Raw genomic sequence first — 16,302 nt, 5'->3', positions numbered from 1 at the left:
GTTCAGCACGGCTCTACCTTCCGTCACCATCGGCGGTGTACGCTCGGGGCACGTACCCGGAAGCGAGGCTGGCATGAAGACGATCCTGGTGGCCGGTTCCAAGGGCGGGGTGGGCAAGACCACCATCGCCACCCACCTGGCCGCGTACGCGGCATTGCAGGGCAAGGCCACGGTGATCGCCGATGCCGACCCGCAGGGCTCCAGCACCCGCTGGGCACAGCGCCGGGCCGGGCTGGAAAGCGCGGTGCTGCCGATCGACGTGTACCGCAGGAAGCAATGGGCGCAGAAGCTTCCCGACGGTACCGATACCGTGGTGATCGATGCACCGGCCGGCGCGCTGGCCGACGATATCCCGCATTTCCTCGACGCTGCCGATGCCGTGGTGGTGCCGGTGCTGCCCTCGGCACTGGACATCGAAGCCATCGTCGGCTTCCTCAACAGCCTGGCCCAGGTACCGCGCGTGCACAGCCGCAAGCTGCCGGTCGGGCTGGTGCTGAACCGCACCAAGCCCTGGACCCAGACCTCGCAGCAGGCCCTGCAGATGCTGGCTGACTGGCCCTATCCGGTGGTCGCCCAGCTGCGCGACAGCCAGAGCTATGTGGTCATGACCGGCCTGGGCCGCAGTCTTTTCGATTACCGCTCCGCCCAGGTGCGCGAGCACCAGGCCGACTGGGAACCCCTGTTGTCCTGGCTGAAGCTGTAACAGCCGTAGGTCTCCATCCCTTCATTGGAATCCCGCAATGCGCGAACTGATCCTGCTCCGCCACGCCCACGCCGAACCGGCCACCACCGGCCAGGCCGACCTCGACCGGCCGTTGTCGCCGGTGGGGCTCGCTGAAGCCGAAGCCGCCGGCAAGTGGCTGAAGGAGAACAACCTGCTGCCGGACTGCGTGCTGTGTTCACCGTCGCGGCGGACCCGCGAAACCCTGGAAGCGGTGATGGCAGCCATCGGCTATGTCGAAAAGCGCCTGGAAGACCGCATCTACGAGGCCACCCCCGGCACCCTCGCCGCGCTGGTGGACGAGCGCCGTGACCTGGACCGGGTGCTGATCGTCGGCCACAACCCCGGGCTGGAGCAGCTGGTGGCGCTGATGACCGATGGCACCAGCAGTGATTACCGTGGCATGCCGCCGGGCGGCGTGGCCGTGCTCGGTTTCGCCCGCGAGGCGACGATCGAGCCGGGCGTGGCCAGCCTGAACGCCTTCTGGTGGCCGTGAGCCGATGAGGTTGGCGTTGCCGGGCCGCTGTCTGCTGCCAGTCGTTCTGGCGATCGGCCCGGCCTGGGCTGCCGCACCGCCACCGACCGCGCTGCCGGCGGTCGTGGCCGAACCGCCGCGTACGCTGCAGCTGGATGTGGTGCGCTCGCAGATCGGTTTCGAAGTCCGCACCCGCTTCGGCCAGCGCATCGAGGGCGTGTTCCCCCGTTTCGAGGGGCGTATCGAGGTGCTGTCCGATGGCCGCCACCAGGTCCACCTGAAGATGTTCACCCGCACCGTGGAGATTCCCGGCAAGGACCGCTATACCGGCTGGATGCGCGGCCCCGAGTTCTTCGATGCCGGCCGTTACCCGTTCGTGGAGTTCGACTCGCTGCCGTACTGGCCGGAGACGGTTGCCGAGGGCGGCGGTATCGACGGCCGGTTGACCCTGCGCGGGGTCAGCCATCCGGAGACGCTCAAGGTCGAGAAAGCGGAATGTGCCCGACCCGGCTATGATTGCGACGTCGTCAGCCGCGGTACCGTGCAACGAGGTCGGTATGGCATGGACAGCTGGCAGCTTGCCTTGAGTGACCGAGTGACTTTCGTATTGCGTGCGCGCCTCAGCGAGGCGCCGAAACCGTGAATCCTGTGCTGCGTGTATTGGCGCTGGCAACCGTGTTGCTGGGCAGCGGCTGCGCGTCGCTGTCGCATGCCCAGCGTGATCGCGCCGAGGCGATTGCCGTGCAGGCGCGCTCGACGCAGGTCGATTGCCAGCAGGCCGACCGCTGCGCGCTGGATTCGCCCCTGCGGGCACTGGCCGGCCGGGCGTTCAGCGAATCGACCCCGGACCAGCCGCGGCACTACGCCACCCTGCTGGACGAGGGCGAAGGTGCGCTGGTCGCGCGCCTGAACCTGCTGCGCAGCGCCACCCGCAGCATCGACCTGCAGACCTACATCTTCGACAAGGACGACAGCGCCCGCCTGGTCATCGACGAGCTGCTGGCGGCATCGCGGCGCGGGGTGAAGGTGCGGTTGCTGATCGACCAGCTTTCGGCGATCTCCGACCTGCAGATCCTCGGCGCACTGGCCGGTGCCCACGAGAACTTCCAGCTGCGGGTCTACAACCCGACCTTCGGCAAGGCCCGTCTGAACTACTTCGACTATGCCGGCAGCGTGCTGTGCTGCTTCCGCCGCTTCAACCAGCGCATGCACAACAAGCTGCTGGTGGTTGACGATGCGATCGGCGTGGTCGGTGGGCGCAACTACCAGGACGACTATTACGACTGGGACCGCGAATACAACTTCCGCGACCGTGACGTGCTGATCGCCGGCCCCGAAGCACGCGCGATGGCGGCCAACTTCGATGCCTTCTGGCGCGCGCAGCGCAGCGTGCCGGCCGAGCGCCTGAACGATGTCGGCCGTACCCTGCTCAAGCAGGGCGTGCCGGCGCTGCCACCGGCACAGTTCCGCAGGCCCGAGCGGGTGGAGCGGGTCAGCGAGGAAGCCAACGACGTCGCCTTCGTCACCCGTTCGTTCGTGGACACCGCCCTGCCGGTCGCCTCGGTGCGCTATGTGGCCGATCTGCCGCGCAAGCACCGGCGTGAGCGCGCCGACGCCCCACTGGCCGGGCAGCACGTCACCGAGCCGCAGCTGGACGCACTGATCTCCAGTGCGCAGCACGAAGTGATCCTGCAGACACCCTACCTGGTGCTGTCCAAGCCGGCACAGAAACTGTTCCGCGAGCTGCGCAAGCGCCCGCAGCCGCCGCGCGTGGTGGTATCCAGCAACAGCCTGGCCGCCACCGACAACCCGATCGTGTATGCGCTGTCCTACAAGTACAAGCGGCGCAACATGCGCGAACTGGGCTTCAACATCTTCGAATTCAAGCCGTTCCCGCTGGATGCGCCGGTGGACTACCGCAACCTGTTGCCCGATCCAATTGCAGCGCCGGGCAGCGACACCGGCCGCAACCCGCTGATCGGCGGCAGCGCGGCGGGCAGCAATGCCGGTGGCGGTAGTGGTGGTGATGGGGTGGCCGCGGCGGATGGGGACGACCGGCCGGCGCGCGTGATCCATCCGCGTACCGGCAGCGCCTATGAGAATGCCCGTGCGCGCCGGCGTGCCGCCGGCAGCGAAGTCGAGACCCGCCTGCTGCGTACCGAAACGCGCCCCTCGTTCCTGGGCAGCAAGGCGGTCAACAAGCCGCTGCCGGTCACCCGCAAGGGCGCGCGCATGGGCCTGCATGCCAAGTCGCTGGTGGTCGACCGCCGCATCGGCGTGGTCGGTACCCACAACTTCGATCCGCGCAGCGAGAACTACAACACCGAAGGCGCGGTGATCATTGACGATCCAGCCTTCGCCGAGCAGCTGGCCCAGAGCATCCTGCGCGATACCCACCCGCAGAACTCCTGGACGGTGGCGCCGCGTGCCAAGCCGCCGGTCCTGTCCGGCCTGAACTACAGCGTCGGCAAGGCCTCCGAGGCGCTGCCGATCCTCGACTTCTGGCCGTGGCGCTACGCCACCGACTACGAGTTCAAGCCCGGCCCGGACTGCCCGCAGCCACTGCCGCGGCAGAGCGCCGATTTCCACCGTTGCTATGTCGCGGTGGGCGACTTCCCCGAGGTCAATGTCGGGCCGAAGTGGCTGCTGGTGCGCATGCTGACCGCATTCGGCGCCGGCCTCGTTCCCATCCTCTGAAGGTAGCCGCATGACCCAGGTATTCCGCGAAGCCGTTTCCATCGAGCAGCTCAACGCACTCAGCCGCAATACCGCCATCGATACCCTCGGCATCGTCTTCAGCGCCGCTGGCGAGGACTGGCTGCAGGCGACCATGCCGGTGGATGAGCGCACCCGCCAGCCGTACGGCATCCTGCACGGCGGCGCCTCGGTGGTGCTGGCCGAAACCCTGGGCAGCAGCGCCGGCAACCTCTGCGTGGATACCGCCAAGCAGGTCTGCGTGGGCCTGGAGATCAACGCCAACCACGTCCGCGCCGTGCGTTCGGGTACGGTCACCGGCACCGCGCGCGCGGTGCACGTGGGCCGCAGCACCCAGCTGTGGGAAATCCGCATCGAGGACGAGCAGGGCCGGCTGGTCTGCATCTCCCGGCTGACCCTGGCCGTGGTGGCGGCCGGGCACGGTTGAGCCGTCGCGGCATCGGTGACGGCGGCGGAACCCAGCGTTCCCCGCCGATGGCCGCCGTCAATGAGACTTATGGCCGAATTCGGCTGGCAGCGATGGCAGCCCTCCGGTATCGTGCGTGAATGACTTCCCCCACTACGGCCCCCCGCGGCGGCGTGGCGCGTGTGTGCCGTTACCTGTACCGCGTACCGCTGCTGTTGGTCCACATCACCGTGTTCCTGCCGCTGATCCTGATCGGCATGCTTCCGCCATGGGGCGAGTTGCGCGTGGGCGACGACACCTTCGGCGCCAAAGTGGTGAACTGGTGGCAGGGCGGCCTGATGTGGATCTTCGGCTTCCGCCTGTCGCGCGTCGGCCAGCCGCTGCCGGGCGCAGTGCTGTTCGTCGCCAACCATGTCAGCTGGGTCGATATCTCGATCCTGCACAGCCAGCGCATGATGGGCTTTGTCGCCAAGCGCGAGATCGCCAGCTGGCCGGTGGTCGGTTGGCTTGCCGCGCGCGGCCAGACCATTTTCCACCAGCGTGGCAACACCGAATCGCTCGGTGGGGTGATGCAGGTGATGGCCGACCGCCTGCGCGCCGGCAAGGCGGTGGGCGTGTTCCCGGAAGGGCGTACCCGCGGCGGCCACGACGTTGGCCCATTCCATGCGCGCATCTTCCAGGCCGCCGTCGAGACCGGCGTGCCAGTGCAGCCGGTGGCGCTGATCTACGGCGTGCGCGGGGATGCACAGACCATCGTGGCCTTCGGCCCGGGCGAGAGTTTCTTCGCCAATTTCCTGCGCCTGCTCGGTGAGCCGGCGCGGCCTACCGAAGTGCATTTCCTGGAGCCGATCGGCACCCAGGACCTGGAAGGCCGTCGGCGCATCGCGGAAACTTCGCGCGCGCGCATCGTGGCGGCCATGAGCGGGGATTGAGGCCATGGTGGCCGTGTCTCCGCCACCGACCCTCGACGCTGATGCGCCGATGCTCACCGCGTCCGACTATCAGCCGCCGCGCTGGCTGCGCAATCCGCACCTGCAGTCGATGCTCAGCTCCAGCCGCATGCGCCTGCAACGTGGCCTGCTGCTGCTGGCCGCCACCGGCGCTGTCAGTGAGGAGCTGATCCTCGATGGTGGTGAGGGTGTGCGCCTGCAGGGCTGGCACAGCCATGTCGAAGGGCGCGAACCGCGCGGCATCGCCCTGCTGCTGCATGGCTGGGAGGGCAGCGCCGAATCCAGCTACATGCGCATGGCCGCTGCCCGCATGCTGGAGCAGGGGTTCGACGTGGTGCGGCTGAATTTCCGCGACCACGGCAACACCCATCATCTCAATCCCGGCATCTTCCACTCCAACCTCATCGACGAAGTGGTGCACGCCGCAGGCGATGTCGCCCAGCGCTGGCCCGATCTGCCGCTGGTTGCAGCCGGCTATTCGCTGGGTGGCAACTTCGTGCTGCGGCTGGCCCTGCGCGCACCGGCCGCCGGCGTACCGCTGCAGCACGTGGCCGCGGTCTGCCCGGTGCTCGACCCGGGGCTGACCATGGAGAACATCGAGAACGGCCCGGCGATGTACGACTGGTACTTCCGCCGCAAGTGGGCCGGCTCGCTGCGGCGCAAGCGCGATCTGTTCCCCGAACTGAGCGACTGCGACGACCGTGTGCTGAACATGGACATCCGTTCGCTGACCGCCTGGCTGGTCGAGCGGCACACCACGTTCGGTTCGTTGCAGGCCTATTTCGATGGCTACTCCATCGCCGGTGACCGCCTGTCCACGCTGCAGGTACCTGCTGACATCCTGATGGCGCAGGACGATCCGGTGATCCCCTACGCCACCTTCCGCGATTGGCAGCTGCCGCAGCAGGCGCGGCTGGAAACCGCCTGCTGGGGCGGTCACTGTGGCTTCCTGGAAAACTGGCGCGGCGATGGCTTCTCCGAGCGCTGGGTCGCACAGCGCCTGCGGCGGGTCCTGCCGGGCTGAACCGGCACCGGCGCGCGGCCCGCTACAATGCGGGTTTGACCTTGAACCGGACGGCCATGCAAGACCAGATCCTCCAAGCGTTGCGCCAGAACGATGCCGGCCAGGCCGTGCAGCTGGCCCAGGCGTGGACCCGTGACGAACCCGGCAAGGCCGAGGCCCACCGCTGGCTGGCGCTTGCGCTGCAGCAGCAGGGCCAGGCCGAGGCCGCGATGGAGGCGTTGCAGCAGGCGCTGCAGCTGGCCCCCGATGATGCGCAGCTGCACCTGCAGCACGCCGGCCTGCTGCTGGCACTGCGCCAGTTCGACGGTGCCGATGAAGCCCTGCTGCGCACCACCGGGCTGGACCCCAACGCCTTCCCCGCCTACCTGATGCAGGCGCACCTGGCGGTGGGCCGCAATGATTTCGACGAGGCCCAGCGGCTGTCGACCCTGGCCTCGCGGCTGGAGCCGGACCATCCGGAACTGCTGACCATCGATGGCATGGTCGCGCTGCGCCGCGGCGACGCCGACCGTGCGCTGGCCCTGTTGTCGGCGGCCAGCCAGGCGCTGCCGGACGATACCCGCGTGCTGTACGCGCTGGGCTTTGCCTATCTGGGCAAGGACATGCTGGCATTCGCCGAGCAGGCGTTCCGTCGCGTGCTGGCGTTGAACCCGAAGATGTCCTCGCTGCACGGCATGGTGGTGCAGCTGGCCTTGCGCCAGGGCAACGTGGAGGCCGCCGCCGAGGCAATGCAGCAGGCGCTGCAGCAGCCGGAGCTGGACGTGCCGCCGATGCGCCGCCTGGCCGGCGAACTGGCACTGCGCAGTGGCCAGCCGCTGCAGGCGCTGGAGCACCTGCTGCCGCTGCTGGAATCGCTGCAGGGTGATCGCCAGGTGCTGCAGCTGCTGCTGATGTCCTGGCAGCGCCTGGGCCGCGAAGATGAAGCCCGCACACGTCTGGATGACGCTCTGGAAAGCAATGACCAGCTGCATGACCTGTGGCTGGCACGGCTGGCCGTGGAAGAGGTCGGCAGTGCCGGCGCCGTAGCCGTCGTGGAGCGCTGGATGGCAGCGATGCCCGGCCACATGCCGGCGCTGGAAGCGCGCATGCGCCTGCATGACATGGCCGGCGAGCATGAGCAGGGCGAAGCCATCGCCGAGCGCATCACCACCCTGGAACCGGGCCGCGTCAGCGGTGAAAGCCGTCGCGTCGAGGGGCTGCTGCAGCGTGACCCGGCCGCCGCCGTGGAGCGCGTGCAGGCCCTGATCGCCCAGGCACCGGAGGGACACCGCGCTGCTCTGCGGACCTGGCTGGGCGAGATCCAGGATCGCGCCGGGCAGCCAGAAGAAGCGCTGCGTACGTGGATGGCGCTGCAGACCGACCAGGCTTCGCAGCGGCTGCCGCTGCCGCCGCAGGCCAAGGCACCGCCGAGCTGGCCGGAGATGGGCAGCATCGACGAGGCGACGCGCGACAGTGGATCAGCACCGATCTTCCTGTGGGGCGCCCCGGGTTCGGGCGTGGAACGGGTGGCCACCGGCCTGGCCGCTGCCAGCCCGGTACTGCGCAGTGATCGTTACACCGCCACGCCACCGGACGATGCCTTCCAGAACTACAACACGCTGCAGGACCTGGCGTCGGGCGTGCTGAGCCCGGAACGCCTGGTCGAGCGTTGGCGCGAGCACCTGCCGGCCCGCGGCCTGGAAAGTGACACCGTGATCGACTGGCTGCTGTGGTGGGACAACGCGCTGTTGTGGGCCTTGCGCCCGCAGCTGCCGCAGGGCCGCCTGCTGCTGGTGCTGCGCGACCCGCGCGACATGCTGCTGGACTGGATCGCCTATGGCGCCGCCGCACCGCTGGCGATGACCTCGATGGCCGAAGCCAGCCAGTGGCTGGTGCGTTCGCTCACCCAGATCGCCGCGCTGCACGAGGAAGACCTGTATCCGCACGTGCTGCTGCGCATCGACGACATCGGCAACGATGCGCATGCGATGGCCGACCTGCTGGGCCGCGTGTTCGGGCGACCGATGCCGCCGGCCGCACAGCTGGGCGCACCGCGCCTGCCTGCCGGCCACTGGCGCAGGTACCGCGACGTGATGGGCGCCGCGTTCGCCCAGCTCACCCCGGTCGCGGTGCGCTTGGGTTACCCGGAAGAGTGAGGAGCATCTGATGCAATTGAGCAGTCACAGCCTGGTCAACGGCGCGCCGATCGACCGTGAGTTCGCCGCCGGCGATGCCGCCGGCTTCGCCCCCGACCGCAACCCGCACCTGGCCTGGAGCGGCGTGCCCGATGGCACCCGCTCGTTCCTGCTGGTGTGCGTGGACCCGGACGTGCCAACGGTACCGGAGACGGTCGGCCGCGCTGACATGAGCGTGCCGCGCGATCAGCCGCGCTGCGATTTCGTGCACTGGGTGATGGCCGACATTCCGGCTTCGGTGCAGGAGATCGCCGCCGGCAGCTGCAGCGATGGTTTCGTGGTGAAGGGCAAGACCGCGCCGGCCGGCCCGGCCGGCAGCCGCCAGGGCCTGAATGATTTCACCGGCTGGTTCGCCGGCAATCCGGACATGGCCGGTGATTACCTCGGCTACGACGGCCCGTATCCGCCGTTCAACGACGAGCGCGTGCACCGCTACTTCTTCCGCGTGTTCGCGCTGGATGTGGCCACGCTGTCGTTGCCGGAACGCTTCACCGCCGCCGATGCGTACCGTGCCATGCACGGTCACGTACTGGCCGAAGCGGCGCTGCACGGCACCTACACATTGAATCCTGCGCTGGGTTGAGCGCGTCTGCAGGGCCGGGCCAAACCCGACTTTGCCTTCTGTAGCCATGCTCGCCTGCTTTACGCCCAGTCGAGCATGGCTGGACTCTACAAAGGCCCGATCGAGCTGGCTCGACCCTGCCGGCTGCCCTTGTCATCTGTTTTTCAGTGGCAACGGCGCGAACACCAGCGTGTCGCCACGTGCGGTATACAGGGTCAACGGCCCCGCGCTACCCATGACCAGTGTGGAGGTCCCCAGAATCCTGCGCTTGGCTTCGGTTTCCTGTTCGCCTTTGGCACCGAAGCATCCCTTCAGGTTCTGTTCCATGCTGCCCAACGTGAGCTGGCTGTCTTTCAACGTGTATGGGCCGCTCATGCCGTTGCACAGGTTCAGCATGTTGGCACTGGTACCGCGGAACAACAGACCGACGGGCGGATCACTGGCGATGAATAGTGCATCCAGGCGCTTGCCGTTGCCGTCGACTGCGTGGGTGAGATGCCACTCGTGTGCCTGCAGGCGTTGCAGATCGCTGGCATCACTGGCTGCCGCGAGGCCGGCAGGCGTTGTGGCCAGCAGGAGCGCGAAAATGCGCGAAAGAATCATGCCTGTCTCCTTGGCGGTTGGGTATGTAGAGTCGAGCCATGCTGGACTGCCTTCTGCCCAGCCGAGCATGACTCGACTTCAAGGTGTCCCATGGAAGAAGGGCGACCTCGCGGTCGCCCTTCTGCATTACTTCTTCTCGATGGCCGACTCGACCACCATGTCCAGCACGTACGCCTGCGACGGCGCATCGGCCGGCGGGTTCTTCACTTCGTAGCGCTTCACGCGCACCACGTTGCGCACGCCGTCTTCGTGGGTGTAACCCTCGATGGTGCCGTAGAAGTTCTCGAACTTGCCCGGCTCGCCCTGCTTCAGGCCCTTGTCGTCGAACTTCACTTCGCGCACCTGCAGGCACTGGTAATCCGGGATCAGCGGGTGCGAGCACTTCTCGGTCTTCGCAGCCACTTCCAGGAACACGGTTTCGCCGGCGCCGCCATAGCGCGTTTCAGCGGTCGGTTCCGGGTTGAACACCAGCACGTCGCCCTTGGCGGTGGTCAGGGTCAGCACGCCGTTGGCATCCTGTTCGGCCTTCAGTTCGCCCTGCAGACGGCTGGAGACGGCTTCGTCCAGCGCCATCAGCGCCTTGTCGGTGCAGGCCATCATGGTCGAGGCCATCGCGCTCACGCTCAGCTTGCCATCGGCCAGGGTGTAACCGCCGCCCATGCGGTTGCAGGTGTTGCTGACCGACAGGCGGCCATCAACAAAGTCCAGGGTGACCGGCTTGTCTTCGCGGGCAAACAGCGCATCGATGCGCTTGCCATCGGCCGCGGTGGCCTGCTGCAGCAGCCAGTGCTGGCTCTGCAGGCGCTGCGCATCCAGGTGTGCCAGCGCCTTCTGGTCGCCGGCCTTGGCCGCAGCCGGGGCCAGATCGTCACCGCCGGTACCGGCCGGGGCAGGGGTCTGGCTGCAGGCGGCCAGCAGGGCCAGCGGGAGGAGCAGGGTGAGCTTGCGGTTCATGGTGATTCTCCTTGGGGAACCGAGGGGGAAACGGACCGCGGCCGGCAACGGGGTTGCCGTGCCCCGGCGCTGTTCAGCTGCCGGATGGCAACCACAGCAGCAATGCAGCGCCCAGAGCGATGCGGTAGATCGCGAAGGCCGTGAAGCGATGCGACTTGATGTAGCCCATCAGCCACTTCACTACGACGAAGCCGGTGATGGCTGCGGCAAGGAAGGCCACGCCAACGTCGGTCCAGTTCTCGCTGCCCAGGTTCCCTTCCTTGGCCAGCTCCAGGAAGGTGTAGGCGCTGGCGGCGAACATGGTGGGAATGCCGACCAGGAACACGAACTCGGCAGCGGCCGCGCGGCGGCTCAGGCCCAGCAGCATGGCCAGGAAGATCGCCGAGGCCGAGCGCGAGGTACCGGGGAACACGCCGGCCAGCACCTGCGCCAGGCCAACACCGATGGCCACCGTCCAGGTCACCTGGTCGCGATCGGGCAGGCGCGCGGTATAGGCCTCCACCAGCAGCATCCAGATGCCGCCGATGATCAACGCCCAGGCCACCGGGCTGACGGTTTCCGGCAGCGACCAGCCGGCCTTGCGCACCACCAGGCCGACTACTGCGGTTACCAGGAAGGCCGCGCCGAGCTTGAACACGTACTCGCGGTTCTCGCGCTGGCCGAAGCCGGTGGCCAGCTGCAGCAGGCGCTGGCGGAACACCAGCACCACGGCCAGGATCGCACCGGCCTGGATGATGATGTTGAAGAAGTCCGATCGCGCGCCCAGCCAGTGCTGGGCGATCAGCAGGTGGCCGGTGCTGGAGATCGGCAGGAATTCGGTCAAGCCTTCGAGGATGCCCAGCAGCAGGGCGGAGAGCAGGTCGGACATGGACGGTGCGGGCGCTGGCGGCGGAAGAAGCCCGAGAGAATAGACGATCCGCGCCGCACCAAACGGGTGCGTGCGGTAATCCGCGCACCCGTTTGGTGCATGTACGTCTGCACCGCGCTGGGGCAGGCGCTTTGAAATCAACAACTTGTGAAGGCCGAAAAGTTGGCACGGTCGTTGCTGTACCTCAGCAGGCATTCATTCCCATCCGAGGTCGTACCGATGTCCGTGGAAAACGTTGAGAAGCTGATCAAGGACAACCAGATCGAGTTCGTCGATCTGCGTTTCGTCGACATGCGTGGCGTCGAGCAGCACGTCACCTTCCCGGTCAGCATCATCGAGCCGTCGCTGTTCGAAGAAGGCAAGATGTTCGATGGCAGCTCGATCGCCGGCTGGAAGGGCATCAACGAATCGGACATGGTGCTGCTGCCCGATACCGCCAGCGCCTACGTCGACCCGTTCTATGCCGATCCGACCATCGTGATCAGCTGCGACATCCTCGACCCGGCCACCATGCAGCCGTACGGCCGCTGCCCGCGCGGCATCGCCAAGCGCGCCGAGGCCTACCTGAAGTCCTCGGGCATCGCCGAAACCGCGTTCTTCGGCCCGGAGCCGGAATTCTTCATCTTCGATTCGGTCCGTTTCGCCAATGAAATGGGCAACACCTTCTTCAAGGTCGATTCGGAAGAAGCCGCCTGGAACAGCGGCGCCAAGTACGACGGCGCCAACAGCGGCTACCGTCCGGGCGTGAAGGGCGGTTACTTCCCCGTTCCGCCGACCGACACCCTGCACGACCTGCGTGCGGAGATGTGCAAGACCCTGGAACAGGTCGGCATCGAAGTGGAAGTGCAGCACCACGAAGTGGCCACTGCCGGCCAGTGCGAGATCGGCACCAAGTTCAGCACCCTGGTGCAGAAGGCCGACGAACTGCTGCGGATGAAGTACGTCATCAAGAACGTCGCCCACCGCAACGGCAAGACCGTCACCTTCATGCCCAAGCCGATCGTCGGCGACAACGGCAGCGGCATGCACGTGCACCAGTCGCTGTCCAAGGGCGGTACCAACCTGTTCTCCGGCGACGGCTACGGCGGCCTGAGCCAGCTGGCGCTGTGGTACATCGGCGGCATCTTCAAGCACGCCAAGGCCATCAACGCCTTCGCCAACTCGGGCACCAACAGCTACAAGCGCCTGGTGCCAGGCTTCGAAGCCCCGGTGATGCTGGCTTACTCGGCGCGCAACCGTTCGGCCTCGTGCCGCATTCCGTGGGTGTCCAACCCGAAGGCGCGCCGCATCGAAATGCGCTTCCCCGATCCGATCCAGTCGGGCTACCTCACCTTCACCGCGCTGATGATGGCCGGCCTGGACGGCATCAAGAACCAGATCGACCCGGGCGCACCGAGCGACAAGGATCTGTACGACCTGCCGCCGGAAGAAGAGAAGCTGATCCCGCAGGTCTGCTCCTCGCTGGACCAGGCGCTGGAAGCGCTGGACAAGGACCGCGACTTCCTCAAGGCCGGTGGCGTGATGAGCGATGACTTCATCGACGGTTACATCGCGCTGAAGATGCAGGAAGTGACCAAGTTCCGCGCGGCGACCCACCCGCTGGAATACCAGCTGTACTACGCCAGTTGACCGGCAGGCGATGGCGGTGGGTACCCCCTCCCACCCTGGAAACGCGGGCCCTTGGCCCGCAGATCCAGGGGCAAGAGAGAGACCGGACACGCGACATGGGCCGCCCTCCCTCCCGCGTCGGCCGTGCAAGGAGAGAGGCACGGCTGTCCCGGCCCGTTTCGTGTCCGGTGCAACAGCCACGGCCATCACCACGATGGCCCGTGGTTGCCTGATGCCATCGCGCGTTCGCGCGCTGGCCCCATCCACCATCGGGACATGCGCATGAAACTGATCTCCGCCATCATCCGACCGTTCAAGCTCGACGAGGTCCGCGAGGCCCTGTCCGATGCCGGCGTGTCGGGCATCACCGTGACCGAAGTAAAAGGCTTCGGCCGCCAGAAGGGCCACACCGAGCTGTATCGCGGCGCCGAGTACGTTGTCGACTTCCTGCCCAAGATCAAGATCGAAACCGTGGTCACCGACGAACGTGCCGAGGCGGTGATCGAAGCAATCCAGTCGTCTGCAGGCACCGGCAAGATCGGCGACGGCAAGATCTTCGTGACCGCTGTCGAGCAGGTCATCCGCATCCGCACCGGCGAAATCGGCGCCGACGCGCTGTAAGCCCCCTTCCGGAGACTCCCCCATGAAGATGCGCCTTCTCACCGGGTGGCAAGCCCGGTTCCATCTGGTGTGCCTGCTGATGCTGTTCAGTGCGCTGGCCGCCGGTGCCTGGCCAGGCAGTGCACATGCCCAGGCCCAGGTCACGCCGCTGCAGAGCGAGGCCGTGGCCGTCGAGCCCTTGCAGGACCCGACCGCCGCTGCGCCTGCAGTTGCCGAAGCGGTGGCCGCGCCCGCCTATGACCATGGCGACGTCGCCTGGATGCTCACCTCCACGCTGCTGGTGCTGCTGATGGTGGTACCGGGCCTGGCCCTGTTCTACGGCGGCCTGGTGCGTTCGAAGAACGTGCTGTCGGTGCTCAGCCAGATCCTGGTGGTGTTCTCGCTGGTGCTGCTGTTGTGGGTGGCCTATGGCTACAGTGCAGTGTTCAGCGCCGGCAATCCGTTCTTCGGCTCGTTCACCGAATTCGCCTTCCTCAAGGGCTTCACCCCGGACTCGGTGGGCAACACGCCGATCAAGGGCCTGCCGGACTACCTGTTCGTCGCCTTCCAGTCGACCTTCGCCGGCATCACCACCGCGCTGATCGTCGGTGCCTTCGCCGAGCGCATCAAGTTCCGCGCAGTGCTGCTGTTCTCGACGCTGTGGTTCACCCTCAGCTACATCCCGATGGCGCACATCGTCTGGGGTGGTGGTTATCTGGGCGAGCTGGGCGCGATCGATTTCGCTGGTGGCACCGTGGTGCACATCAACGCCGGCGTGGCCGGTCTGGTGGCGGCATGGTTCGTCGGCAAGCGGCTGGGCTACGGGCAGACCGCGTTGAAGCCGCACAACGTGCCGTTCACCTATATCGGCGCGATGCTGCTGTGGGTCGGCTGGTTCGGCTTCAATGCCGGTTCTGCCGCCGCCGCCGACACCGTCGCCTCGCTGGCCTTCCTCAACACTGTGCTGGCGACTGCTGCTGCAGTGCTGGGCTGGACGCTGGTGGAAGCGATCAGCAAGGGCAAGCCGTCGGCACTGGGCGCGGCCTCGGGTGCGGTGGCAGGCCTGGTTGGCATCACCCCGGCATGCGGTACCGTCGGCCCGCTCGGCGCGATCGTCATCGGCCTGGTGGCCGGCGTGGTCTGCGTGTGGGGCGTGACCGGCCTCAAGCGCCTGCTGAAGGTGGACGACACCGCCGACGTGTTCGGTGTGCATGGCGTGGGCGGAATCGTCGGCGCGATCCTCACCGGTGTGTTCAGTGCGCAGTCGCTGGGCGGCACCAAGGCCGATCTGGATATCGGCCACCAGGTGTGGGTGCAGGTGGTCAGCGTCGGCCTCACCGTGCTGTGGTCGGCCGTGGTGACCGCAGCCATCCTGCTGCTGGTCAAGGTGGTGGTCGGCCTGCGCGTGACCGAAGAGGCAGAACGCACCGGCCTGGATGTGACTTCGCACGGCGAGTCTGCCTACGAGGCCTGATGCATGACAGGTGGCCCCTAGGGGCCGCCTGGCATCTACATGGTGGGTGCCGACCGTTGGTCGGCACGGTCGGTTGCCCAGCCACGCATGGCGTGGCTCTACTCCCGCTCTGGTGGGTGCCGACCGTTGGTCGGCACGGTCGGTGGCCCAGCCACGCATGGCGTGGCTCTACTCCTGCTCTGGTGGGTGCCGACCGTTGGTCGGCATGGTCGGTTGCCCAGCCACGCATGGCGTGGCTCTACTCCTGCTCTGGTGGGTGCCGACCGTTGGTCGGCACGGTCGGTGGCCCAGCCACGCATGGCGTGGCTCTACTGCATCGTCCGGGCTTATCGCGCACAATCGGGGCATGCACCCGATCCGCACTTCCCTGATGCTCTCGGCCTGCCTGCTGCTGGCCGCCTGTGCCTCCACGCCGCAGGAAACCCGCAACCCGCTTGCCACCTGGGTGCCGTCGCCGAACCAGAACGCGCGCACGCCGGTCATCATCGTCATCCACCACACCGAGCAGAAATCGGTGCAGCAGAGCCTGCACACGCTGCGTACCGCCAACAGCGGCGGGCGGGTCAGTGCGCATTACCTGATCGGCGCCGATGGCCATCGCTACCAGCTGGTGGCCGATGAGCGCCGCGCCTGGCACGCCGGTTCCGGGCGCTGGGGCACCATCACCGATCTGAACTCCGCGTCCATCGGCATCGAGCTGGACAATGATGGTCGTACGCCCTTCAGCCCCGCGCAGATCGAATCGCTGATCGTGCTGCTGCGCGACCTCACCGAACGGCTGAACATCCCGCCGCGACAGGTGATCGGTCACGCCGACCTGGCGCCGACGCGCAAGGAAGATCCCAGCCGCTTCTTCCCGTGGCAACAGTTGGCCGAAGCCGGTTTCGGCGTGTGGCCGCGCGCTGCCGATGGTGCTGCGCCGGAAGGATTCGATGCATGGGCCGCGCTGGCGCGCTTCGGTTATCCGCTCGACAACCGCGAAGCAGCGGTACGGGCGTTCCACCGCCGTTTCCGTGGCAGCGACACCCTGCCGAAAACACTCGACGCCGAAGACGCGCGCATCCTGCATTCGCTGTTGCTGCAGACCCCGTAGCCGGTAGCGCCGGGCCATGCCCGGCGAGCGCACCGCGCGGGATCCGCTTCTGCCCGGGCATGGCCCGGCGCTACC

At 67.2% G+C, this 16,302-nt stretch carries 16 protein-coding genes; 13 read left to right on the top strand and 3 right to left on the bottom strand.

Features of this window, described 5'->3' with window-relative positions; all coding sequences use genetic code 11:
• Positions 1-73: 73 nt before the first annotated feature.
• From TEP_RS18975 to TEP_RS18935, 9 genes are all read left to right on the top strand, one after another.
• On the top strand, positions 74-703 hold the full coding sequence (locus TEP_RS18975; protein ID WP_049465923.1) for a ParA family protein: 630 nt from the start codon (positions 74-76) through the stop codon (positions 701-703).
• A gap of 37 nt (positions 704-740) precedes the next feature.
• On the top strand, positions 741-1,217 hold the full coding sequence (locus TEP_RS18970; RefSeq protein ID WP_032977995.1) for a histidine phosphatase family protein: 477 nt from the start codon (positions 741-743) through the stop codon (positions 1,215-1,217).
• A gap of 4 nt (positions 1,218-1,221) precedes the next feature.
• On the top strand, positions 1,222-1,839 hold the full coding sequence (locus tag TEP_RS18965; protein WP_025875990.1) for a YceI family protein: 618 nt from the start codon (positions 1,222-1,224) through the stop codon (positions 1,837-1,839).
• Positions 1,836-3,893, top strand: a complete 2,058-nt coding sequence (locus TEP_RS18960) for a phospholipase D family protein (RefSeq protein ID WP_132826315.1) — start codon at positions 1,836-1,838, stop codon at positions 3,891-3,893. Before TEP_RS18965 ends, TEP_RS18960 begins: the two co-directional genes overlap by 4 nt.
• 10 nt (positions 3,894-3,903) lie before the next feature.
• Entirely contained in the window at positions 3,904-4,338 is a 435-nt protein-coding gene (locus tag TEP_RS18955) for a hotdog fold thioesterase (RefSeq protein ID WP_025875986.1), read from the top strand.
• Positions 4,339-4,457: 119 nt separating this feature from the next.
• Positions 4,458-5,249 (top strand): lysophospholipid acyltransferase family protein, encoded by a 792-nt coding sequence (locus TEP_RS18950; protein ID WP_132826314.1) that lies wholly within the window; start codon positions 4,458-4,460, stop codon positions 5,247-5,249.
• A gap of 7 nt (positions 5,250-5,256) precedes the next feature.
• Complete coding sequence (locus TEP_RS18945) at positions 5,257-6,291, top strand: alpha/beta fold hydrolase (RefSeq protein WP_025875982.1); 1,035 nt, start codon at positions 5,257-5,259, stop codon at positions 6,289-6,291.
• A 56-nt stretch (positions 6,292-6,347) separates the two neighbouring features.
• Positions 6,348-8,426 carry a tetratricopeptide repeat protein gene (locus TEP_RS18940; RefSeq protein ID WP_132826313.1) on the top strand — a complete coding sequence of 693 codons (2,079 nt, stop codon included), beginning with the start codon at positions 6,348-6,350 and terminating at the stop codon, positions 8,424-8,426.
• 10 nt (positions 8,427-8,436) lie between these two features.
• The gene (locus TEP_RS18935) at positions 8,437-9,048 is read left to right on the top strand and encodes a YbhB/YbcL family Raf kinase inhibitor-like protein (RefSeq protein ID WP_132826312.1); all 612 of its coding nucleotides are present in this window, start codon (positions 8,437-8,439) and stop codon (positions 9,046-9,048) included.
• 132 nt (positions 9,049-9,180) lie between these two features.
• Here the strand turns inward: TEP_RS18935 and TEP_RS18930 are convergent, their stop codons facing one another.
• The 3 genes from TEP_RS18930 to TEP_RS18920 all read right to left on the bottom strand — a co-directional run bounded on the left by TEP_RS18930 (position 9,181) and on the right by TEP_RS18920 (position 11,452).
• Positions 9,181-9,699, bottom strand: a complete 519-nt coding sequence (locus TEP_RS18930) for an META domain-containing protein (protein WP_132826311.1) — start codon at positions 9,697-9,699, stop codon at positions 9,181-9,183.
• Between the two features lie 57 nt (positions 9,700-9,756).
• Positions 9,757-10,584, bottom strand: a complete 828-nt coding sequence (locus TEP_RS18925) for an META and DUF4377 domain-containing protein (RefSeq protein ID WP_132826310.1) — start codon at positions 10,582-10,584, stop codon at positions 9,757-9,759.
• A 73-nt stretch (positions 10,585-10,657) separates the two neighbouring features.
• A complete protein-coding gene (locus TEP_RS18920) occupies positions 10,658-11,452 on the bottom strand; it encodes an undecaprenyl-diphosphate phosphatase (RefSeq protein ID WP_033832703.1) in 795 nt (264 codons plus the stop codon).
• 219 nt (positions 11,453-11,671) lie between these two features.
• Between TEP_RS18920 and glnA the strand changes: the two genes are divergently transcribed.
• The 4 genes from glnA (at position 11,672) to TEP_RS18900 (ending at position 16,227) form a co-directional block, all read left to right on the top strand.
• Positions 11,672-13,081 carry a type I glutamate--ammonia ligase gene (gene glnA, locus TEP_RS18915; RefSeq protein ID WP_132826309.1) on the top strand — a complete coding sequence of 470 codons (1,410 nt, stop codon included), beginning with the start codon at positions 11,672-11,674 and terminating at the stop codon, positions 13,079-13,081.
• Positions 13,082-13,342: 261 nt separating this feature from the next.
• The gene (locus TEP_RS18910; RefSeq protein WP_164275288.1) at positions 13,343-13,681 is read left to right on the top strand and encodes a P-II family nitrogen regulator; all 339 of its coding nucleotides are present in this window, start codon (positions 13,343-13,345) and stop codon (positions 13,679-13,681) included.
• Between the two features lie 22 nt (positions 13,682-13,703).
• On the top strand, positions 13,704-15,134 hold the full coding sequence (gene amt / locus TEP_RS18905) for an ammonium transporter (RefSeq protein ID WP_132826308.1): 1,431 nt from the start codon (positions 13,704-13,706) through the stop codon (positions 15,132-15,134).
• Between the two features lie 346 nt (positions 15,135-15,480).
• On the top strand, positions 15,481-16,227 hold the full coding sequence (locus tag TEP_RS18900; RefSeq protein ID WP_059063145.1) for an N-acetylmuramoyl-L-alanine amidase: 747 nt from the start codon (positions 15,481-15,483) through the stop codon (positions 16,225-16,227).
• The last annotated feature ends 75 nt before the right edge of the window (positions 16,228-16,302 follow it).

This window comes from Stenotrophomonas sp. TEPEL (assembly GCF_004348785.1).
GTDB classification, from domain to species: Bacteria; Pseudomonadota; Gammaproteobacteria; order Xanthomonadales; family Xanthomonadaceae; genus Stenotrophomonas; species Stenotrophomonas indicatrix.
The sequence above is the reverse complement of the archived record's forward strand: the minus strand, read 5'-3'. Positions and strand labels throughout refer to the sequence as shown.

Excerpts from the sequence above, each read along its gene's own strand:
- TEP_RS18920 (WP_033832703.1), bottom strand. The coding sequence starts at position 11,452 with ATGTCCGACCTGCTCTCCGCCCTGCTGCTGGGCATCCTCGAAGGCTTG.
- TEP_RS18910 (WP_164275288.1), top strand. The coding sequence starts at position 13,343 with ATGAAACTGATCTCCGCCATCATCCGACCGTTCAAGCTCGACGAGGTC.
- TEP_RS18965 (WP_025875990.1), top strand. The coding sequence starts at position 1,222 with ATGAGGTTGGCGTTGCCGGGCCGCTGTCTGCTGCCAGTCGTTCTGGCG.
- TEP_RS18950 (WP_132826314.1), top strand. The coding sequence starts at position 4,458 with ATGACTTCCCCCACTACGGCCCCCCGCGGCGGCGTGGCGCGTGTGTGC.
- TEP_RS18935 (WP_132826312.1), top strand. The coding sequence starts at position 8,437 with ATGCAATTGAGCAGTCACAGCCTGGTCAACGGCGCGCCGATCGACCGT.
- TEP_RS18930 (WP_132826311.1), bottom strand. The coding sequence starts at position 9,699 with ATGCTCGGCTGGGCAGAAGGCAGTCCAGCATGGCTCGACTCTACATAC.
- TEP_RS18925 (WP_132826310.1), bottom strand. The coding sequence starts at position 10,584 with ATGAACCGCAAGCTCACCCTGCTCCTCCCGCTGGCCCTGCTGGCCGCC.
- TEP_RS18940 (WP_132826313.1), top strand. The coding sequence starts at position 6,348 with ATGCAAGACCAGATCCTCCAAGCGTTGCGCCAGAACGATGCCGGCCAG.
- glnA (WP_132826309.1), top strand. The coding sequence starts at position 11,672 with ATGTCCGTGGAAAACGTTGAGAAGCTGATCAAGGACAACCAGATCGAG.
- TEP_RS18900 (WP_059063145.1), top strand. The coding sequence starts at position 15,481 with ATGCACCCGATCCGCACTTCCCTGATGCTCTCGGCCTGCCTGCTGCTG.
- TEP_RS18955 (WP_025875986.1), top strand. The coding sequence starts at position 3,904 with ATGACCCAGGTATTCCGCGAAGCCGTTTCCATCGAGCAGCTCAACGCA.
- amt (WP_132826308.1), top strand. The coding sequence starts at position 13,704 with ATGAAGATGCGCCTTCTCACCGGGTGGCAAGCCCGGTTCCATCTGGTG.
- TEP_RS18970 (WP_032977995.1), top strand. The coding sequence starts at position 741 with ATGCGCGAACTGATCCTGCTCCGCCACGCCCACGCCGAACCGGCCACC.
- TEP_RS18975 (WP_049465923.1), top strand. The coding sequence starts at position 74 with ATGAAGACGATCCTGGTGGCCGGTTCCAAGGGCGGGGTGGGCAAGACC.